Source organism: Streptomyces sp. URMC 126, assembly GCF_051386555.1.
Taxonomy (GTDB): Bacteria; Actinomycetota; Actinomycetes; order Streptomycetales; family Streptomycetaceae; genus Streptomyces.
This window is the reverse complement of record NZ_JBPQTX010000345.1, coordinates 1-7199: the sequence shown is the minus strand read 5'-3', so window position 1 is coordinate 7199 and position 7199 is coordinate 1. Positions and strand designations below refer to the sequence as shown.

Genomic DNA, 7199 nt, shown 5'->3' with positions numbered 1-7199 from the left:
ACGGCCGGGTAGGAGCTGGTGGGGGTTATCTGGGCGAGCAGTGCCAGACGGGCGGCGGCGATCGCGGCGGCCAGGACGAGGATGCCCGAGGCCCACCAGATGGCGGTGGAGAAGCCGTGGACGAGCGCGTCGTCCTTCATCTGCGCGGCGGCGTCGCGGCCGGCGGGGTGGTGGGTGCGGAAGTAGTCGGCGGTGGCGCTGGTGGCGATGGTGTTGAGCAGGGCGGTGCCGATGGCGCCGCCGATCTGCTGGGAGGTGTTGACCATGGCGGAGGCGACGCCGGCGTCTTGATGGCGTACGCCGACGGTGGCCAGGCTGAGGGCGGGCATGAAGGCGGTGCCCAGTCCGATGCCCATGAGGAACATGCCCGGCATGACGACGGCCGGGTAGGAGCTGGTGGGGGTGATCTGGGCGAGCAGTGCCAGACCGGCGGCGGCGGTGAGGAAGCCGGGGACCATCAGGACGCGGGCCGGCAGGCGGGGGGCGAGACGGGTGCCGATCCCGATGGAGCCGGCCATCATGCCCGCGGTCATCGGCAGGAACGCCACACCGGTGAGCAGGGGGCTGTAACCGAGGACGGTCTGCAGGTAGAAGGTCATGAACAGCAGCAGGCCGAACATGCCGATGACGGCGGTGGCCAGCGACAGGTAGGCGCCGCCGCGGTTGCGGTCAATGATCACCCGCAGGGGCAGCAGCGGGGCCTTGACCCGGCTTTCCACCAGGGCGAACAGGGCGAGCAGCACGATACCGCCACCCATCAGGGACAGGGTGGGGATGCCGCTCCAGCCGTCGCTCTCGGCCTTGGTCAGGCCGTAGACGAGGCTGACCAGACCGGAGGTGGCGAGCAGGACGCCGGGGACGTCGAGCCGCGCGCGATGGTGGGTGGTGGTGGACACGCGGATCTCACGCCAGGCGCCGAAGGCGGCCAGGACGGCGAAGAAGATGTTGACGTACAGCGTCCAGCGCCAGTTCAGGTATTCGGTGAGCACGCCGCCCAGCAGCAGCCCGATGGCCGCGCCGCCGCCGGCGAGCGCGCCGTAGATGCCGAACGCCTTGGCGCGTTCCTTGGGCTCGGTGAACATCGTCGCGATCAGCGACAGGGCGGCGGGGGCGAGGAGGGCGGCGAAGACGCCCTGCAGGGCGCGGGCGCCGATCAGCATGGAGGTGGTGACGGCGGCGCCGCCCAGGGCGGAGGCGGCGGCGAAGCCGAGCACGCCGGTGATGAACGCCTGCTTGCGGCCCCACAGGTCGGCTATCCGGCCGCCGAAGAGCAGCAGGCCGCCGAAGGCGAGGGCGTAGGCGGTGACCACCCACTGCCGGCTGCTGTCGGAGAAGCCGAGGTCGTGCTGGGCGGAGGGCAGGGCGATGTTCATGATCGTGCCGTCCAGGACGACCATGAGCTGGGCCAGGCAGATGAACACCAGCGCTTTCCAGCGCCGGGGATCCGCCACCGAGGGTGTGGATGCCGAGGACATGGTGAACCAGCCTTTGCGAAAACGGGGGGGGGTGAGGAGCTGGCGAGACGACGCGCATGGGCGCGGCTGTCGTCTGTGGGGCGCCTGCGGACGGCCGTCGACCGCCATCCGAGGCTGGGGCACGCAGGATGCCGCTCACCAGCAAATCCACCGTAGAATCATTCCACTGTGGAATCAAATGGGTGGTGGAGGTATCTTGGTCACACCCGAGCGCCCAGAACCTGACAGGCGGAGGAACGGCATGACCGACACGGACGACCACGCGCCGCCGACGGCGTACGGACGCCGGCAGGACGTCCGCCTGCTGGAAGCCCTGCGGGTCTACGGAGCCGACTATGCGGACATGCGGCGGCTGTTCGCGCGCTGGCTGGACATGCACGCCACCGACGCCGCGGCCCTGATCGAGGTCGCCAACTGCGAACTGCGCGGGGAACTGCTCACCCCCGCCCGTCTGAGCGAACGCATCCAGCTCTCACCCAACGCCACCTCCGCCCTGCTCAACCGAATGGAACACAGCGGTCACATCCTGCGCACGCGTGAGCACACCGACCGCCGGGTGGTCACCTTGCGAGCCGGAGGGCAGGCACGTCGGCTGGCCGAGGAGTTCTTCACCCCCGTCGCCCAGCGCGCGCGGGCGGTCATCGACCGCTACCCGGCCGAACTGGTCGAACAGTGCGCGCGCCTTCTCGACGACCTCCACCAGGCCATGCGTATTTGCCTGGCCGAGGCCGCCGACGGCACGGCCACCGCTCAGCGCCCCACCGCGTAGACCCGCTCCCGCCCGCGCCCCGGCCCGATCCGCGCCCCCGGCACGCACCCGGCCTCACCTCCCGTACGGCAGCGCGGTGCGACGATCGAGCCGCCCGCCGGCGACGCCGGGAGCACGGATCTTCACGATGGCGACCCGGCCACGCCCTCCGCCGCCGGTTCACCAGCCCGAGTATCGGGCGCGGTGCGGGGACCGGGCACCGTGGCCGCCGCGGCGGCAGCGAGGCCGAGGTAAGAACTCATGTCCAGCTCGAATCGGCCGTAGGGGTTCACGTGGGTCCAGAACAGCGGAGAAAGGGCCCGCCGGCTCCGGCGGAAGCTGAAGCCCGCGTACCCGCTGGAGCTTGTTCACTTCCGCCAGCAGGCTGTCCAGCCCCAGCGCGCCCGGGTCCGTCTTCAGCTCGGTGAAGAACGTGCTTCCGCCGCCCGCGCTGTCCGCGTCCGCGCCGGCGTCCTCGGCGATCAGGTCGTCCAGCCGGGACCGGGTCGCCGCCGACAGCCGGCCCACCGTGGCCGCGCAGAACCGCTCCTCGAAGGTGCTGACCGCCGAACCCACCAGCCGGGCGATCTGGCCCGGAGCCGGCGGCTCCAGCCGATCCTTACGGCAGCGGGCCACCACAGCCTCCGCCAGCCGGTCCCGCGACAGCTCCACCCCGCACAACTCGACCGCCAGCCACTCGGCAAGCTGGGCCTGGTCCTCCTCGGTACACTCACGGAATCCGAACGCACCCCGGATCTCCATCCGGTGCCGCTTGACCGCCCGCCCCGACCAGTCGTACGCGGCCCACTCCTCCGCCGCCACCCTCACCTGCTGAGCGACGTACGACACCGCCGGCACCGGGATCTCCCCAGCGTCCTCCGGGAACCGGGCCTCCACCTCGAAGAACTTCAGCAACAACGCGAACCCCAACCGGTTCGCCCCCGACTTGTTCCGCAGCCGCTCCTGGTCCTCCTCCAGCAGCGTCCAGACCTCGATCAGGTCCTCCGGCTCCCACTCCTGCCGCACCCCGCGCTCCCTCCGGTCGTCATGACCGGACCAACCTCGCCGAGCAGATCCCCCGGTGAGCCCAGAAGATCGAAAACTCTGACAAGCCCGCCCCTGATCCGCTACAGAGAGCTACTTGTCACTTCGCCGTAGCTTCGGGAGAACAGGGCCTACCCCGGCAGCTCGAAGCCTCGGCGAAGTAGCCCAGCCCCAGCAAGATCAATCTCAGCGGCACTTTCTGCACCGCAACTACTCACACCCGGACCACCGTCCCGGTCGGTATCACCACCACCTCCGCCGACCGTGCTCTCGCCGACCCCACGGCCGGCCGACGCCTGCCCCACCGATACCGGCCGCGGCTTCCAGCGCGCCGAACACCTCCAGCAGACCCCCGGAACGCCCACGCCCACCAACTGCTCCAGCCCTACCGCAGCGACACCGAATCCCTCCACCAACAGCGCGATTCCAGTCTGTGGAACCGCCGCACGGTCTCCTACGGGCCGGAGCGGCAGAAAGTCCTCGTCTTCGGTTTCACCCTCGCCCACAACGCCACCAGCCACCGCCTCCACCATGAGCGGTCGGGGCCGGGCGCAGCCTCAGGGGGCGCGCCCGAACGCGAACGGTAAAGGCGTTCCGCTGCGCCACTGGTGTCGAAGGCCAGTTGGGCTGAGGGGCCGATTGGGGCATGTGAGGTGTCCGAGCACGTGGTGACACGGTGGTCAGCCAGTGCGCCCGACAAGATGAGCTCCAGAGCGAAAGCGCGCCTCGGGGTCCAGCGGGCGCCACCGCCGTACTCACGCGAGGAGAGCAGGGTATGAGAAGGACGAGTATTGGCCTGGCCGTTTGTGCGTGCGTCCTGGTCTGCGATGGTCCGGCATCGGCGGATGCCGGTGGTCACGGCGCGGCGGTGCGGTCCCCGGGTGTGCTGACGGGCGACCTTGTGCAGATCCCGGTTCACGCCCCGATGAACAAGTGCGGGGACACGGGCAACCTCGTCGGATTGCTCAATCCGACGTCCGGCGGCGTCTGCGACATCGGCTCGGGCGGGCACGGTCATGCGTCCGGGGGTGCGGTGAGCCGTGGCGCGGCCGTTGGCTCCCCGGGTGTGGTCTCGGGTGACACTGTCCAGGCTCCGATCAGCATTCCCGTGAACTTCTGTAACGCGACGGGCAACCTCGTCGGTTTGCTCAACCCGACGTCCGGCGGCGTTTGCGCTACCGACTGACCTCCGTCGTGCCGCACCACTGGCCGGCTCGGTGCAGAGGTATGGGAAGGGGGGCGCCGGGCCGCTGGCAGACCGAGTCTCTCCTCGTGCTCGGCCGCGTTTTCCAGTGGCCTGAACGACTCCCTCATGTGCCGATGCCGGCCAGTGGGGAGTGGCGTGAGCGGGCGGCAGGCAGCCGGGGACCGGCTGTGCGGGCGAGATGGTGCAAGGTGGCACGCAGGGCGGCTTCCGTCCGGGCAGGGGTGGGCGTGGGCATGCCCGGCACGGTCGGGTCGGGGAATGCCGGCGCCCGGTTGACGGCTGTGGCGTGGAGGAGCATCTGCGTCAGCCGGTAGCAGGTGGTCGCGGTGCCGGGCCGGCCGGCGAGCCGGCCGATGCGGCGCAGGGCTTCCGCGGGCTCGACGCACTGTGCCTGCGGCAGGCCGGTGATGCCGTGTTCCGGGCGCACCCGGTCGATGAGTTCGGTCACGCGAGCGCACGTGGACGAGGCGGTGCCGCTGGTGAGCCAGTACGTCCCCGAAGGCGCCGCCGGGTCCGTCATGATGTGGACGGCCTGGGCCACGTGGTCGGAGGGGACGACGTCGAAGACGGTGGCGCCGGCCAGTGGGACGAAGGGCACGAGCCCGGCGAGGGTGTAGAGGAAGCCGCCGCAGAGCCCTTGGACCGTGGGCAGGTGTCCGGTGCGGGAGTCTCCGACGACCATGGAGGGCTTGAGGATGACGACGTCCGCGTCACTGTCGGCCAGGAGCTTTTCCGCGGCGACTTTGGTGTCGATGTAGTGGGCCACGGGCAGCCCGGCCGCTCCGGCGTAGGCGGCGATGTTCTCGCGAACCACCGTGGAGCAGGCCGTGAACGCACTGGAGATATGGATCAGCCGGGCCCCGGCGTGTACGGCGAAGCGGGCCACCTGCTCGGTGCCGGTGACGTTGACCGAGGTGGTGTGACGCGCGTCGGAGCGGAAACCGGTGGCGGCCGCGCTGTGCACGACGGTGTCGACCCGGCGGGCGAGCGTCCGGTAGGTGTCGGCGTCCAGGCCGAGACGGGGCCGTGTGATGTCCCCGGCGAGGGAGGGTGCGTCGACCGGGGTGCGGTGAGTGAGCACGATGATGTCGTGGTGCTGTCGCAGGCGAGCCAGGAGGGCGGTGCCCACCACCCCTGCGGCGCCCGTGATCAGCACGGTGTGGCGGGGCACGTGGCGCTCTCCTTCGCGGTCAGCAGGTGGTCCTCGGGACGGAACTCGCGCAGCAGGCGTCGGTAGGCCCCCACCGAACGGGGCCATACCGCCGTGTTCTCCCCTGTGCGCGGGTCGAGGTACCAGTTGCCGCAGCCCGTCGCCCAGGCCGTCCCGGCCGTGTGCACGCGCATTCGTTCGCGGTAACGCGCCAAGGCGTCCGGTGATGCCTCGATGGCCTGCGCGTCGTGCTCACGCAGGTTCCGGAGGCAGGTCACCAGATAGTCCAACTGCGCTTCCAGCAGCGGGATCTGGGAGGTGTGCCCCACGCCGCTGTTCGGGCCGAGCAGGAGGAAGAGGTTGGGGAAGCCCGGGACCGCCACGTTGTTGTAGGCCGTCATCCCCGTGGCCCAGTGCTCGGCCAGGGTGCGCCCGCCGGTGCCGGTGAGACGGTGGGAGATGGGCGGGTCGAAGACCCGGAAGCCGGTGCCGAAGACGATGACGTCGGCGGGGCGGCGGACGCCGTCGGATGTCGTGATGCCATGCGCGTCGATCTCCCGGACGGGCTGGGTGACGATGTCGACGTTGGGTCGGACGATGGCCGGGTAGTAGTCGTTGGCCAGCAGGACGCGTTTGCAGCCGAAGTGGTAGCCGGGCCGGGTGAGGTCGCGCAGTGCGGCCGCCTTGACCCGCAGGCGCCGGTGCAGGTGGGCGACGGCCCCGGGCAGCACCATGCTCCACCGGTAGCGTGGCCTGAAACCCATGCCCGACACCTCGCGGGCCCAGTACGCGGCGTGGCGCAGCAGGTGGTGCAGTACGGGGATCCGGCGCAGGACGGCTCGTTCACCGGCTGTGGTGCGGCGTTGCAGGCGGGGCAGGACCCATGGTGGCGTGCGCTGGTAGACGTCCAGTCGTGCCGCGTGCCGCTGGAGGTGGGGGATGCACTGGACGGCGGAGGCCCCGGTGCCGATGACCGCGACCCGCTTGTCCGAGAGGTCGATTTCGTGGTTCCAGCGGGCGGTGTGGAAGGCGGTCCCGCGGAAGAGGTCCAGGCCGGGCAGATCGGGGATGTGGGGGGTGCCGAGCAGTCCGGTGGCGACCACGACGACGGAGGCGCTGCAGGGCCCTCGGCCGGTCTCGAGGTCCCACCGGCCTTGGGCCGTGTTCCAGCGCGCGGAGACGACCTCGCAGTTCGTCCGCAGCCGCGGGCGCACGCCGAAGCGGGTGGCGCATTCGTCGAGGTAGTCGAGGACCTCGCGCTGCTCCGGCAGACTGGTGCGCCATGCCGGATTGGGGGCGAAGGAGAAGGCGAACAGGTGGCCCGGGACATCGCACGCGGCACCGGGATAGGTGTTGTCGCGCCAGACGCCGCCCAGGCGGCCGGCTCTCTCCAGCACCAGCACGTCCTGGAATCCGGCCTGGGCCAGGCGGGCGGCGGCGCCGATGCCGGAGTAGCCGCTGCCGATGACGGCGACCTGGACGTGGTCGGGCAGGGTGTCTTCGCTCATGGTCGTGCTCCTGCCGTGGACTGGCCCATTCCGGACCGCATGTAGTGGAGGGTGACGGGCGGGGGCG

Annotated in this window: 6 protein-coding genes; 2 read left to right on the top strand and 4 right to left on the bottom strand. The window is 70.7% G+C overall.

Going from position 1 to position 7199, the window contains the following annotated elements; translation table 11 throughout:
• A partial coding sequence (locus ACSNOK_RS28685; RefSeq protein ID WP_436783706.1) for an MFS transporter occupies positions 1-1475 on the bottom strand: 1475 nt, incomplete at its 3' end.
• Between the two features lie 241 nt (positions 1476-1716).
• Here ACSNOK_RS28685 and ACSNOK_RS28680 point away from each other — a divergent pair.
• Positions 1717-2244, top strand: coding sequence for a MarR family winged helix-turn-helix transcriptional regulator (locus ACSNOK_RS28680; RefSeq protein WP_436783705.1), 528 nt, complete (start codon positions 1717-1719; stop codon positions 2242-2244).
• Between the two features lie 159 nt (positions 2245-2403).
• Here ACSNOK_RS28680 and ACSNOK_RS28675 read toward each other — a convergent pair whose 3' ends face one another.
• A complete protein-coding gene (locus tag ACSNOK_RS28675) occupies positions 2404-3249 on the bottom strand; it encodes a DUF4158 domain-containing protein (RefSeq protein ID WP_436783704.1) in 846 nt (281 codons plus the stop codon).
• Positions 3250-4042: 793 nt separating this feature from the next.
• On the opposite strand from ACSNOK_RS28675, the gene ACSNOK_RS28670 reads away from it, so the two are divergent.
• Complete coding sequence (locus ACSNOK_RS28670; protein WP_436783703.1) at positions 4043-4453, top strand: chaplin; 411 nt, start codon at positions 4043-4045, stop codon at positions 4451-4453.
• A 124-nt stretch (positions 4454-4577) separates the two neighbouring features.
• Here the strand turns inward: ACSNOK_RS28670 and ACSNOK_RS28665 are convergent, their stop codons facing one another.
• Complete coding sequence (locus ACSNOK_RS28665) at positions 4578-5645, bottom strand: SDR family oxidoreductase (RefSeq protein WP_436783702.1); 1068 nt, start codon at positions 5643-5645, stop codon at positions 4578-4580.
• Positions 5624-7132: a flavin-containing monooxygenase gene (locus ACSNOK_RS28660; RefSeq protein ID WP_436783701.1), complete on the bottom strand. Its 1509-nt coding sequence runs from the start codon at positions 7130-7132 to the stop codon at positions 5624-5626. Before ACSNOK_RS28660 ends, ACSNOK_RS28665 begins: the two co-directional genes overlap by 22 nt.
• Positions 7133-7199 lie beyond the last annotated feature (67 nt).

Coding starts and splice junctions, on each gene's coding strand:
- ACSNOK_RS28680 (WP_436783705.1), top strand. CDS start 1,717: ATGACCGACACGGACGACCACGCGCCGCCGACGGCGTACGGACGCCGG.
- ACSNOK_RS28670 (WP_436783703.1), top strand. CDS start 4,043: ATGAGAAGGACGAGTATTGGCCTGGCCGTTTGTGCGTGCGTCCTGGTC.
- ACSNOK_RS28660 (WP_436783701.1), bottom strand. CDS start 7,132: ATGAGCGAAGACACCCTGCCCGACCACGTCCAGGTCGCCGTCATCGGC.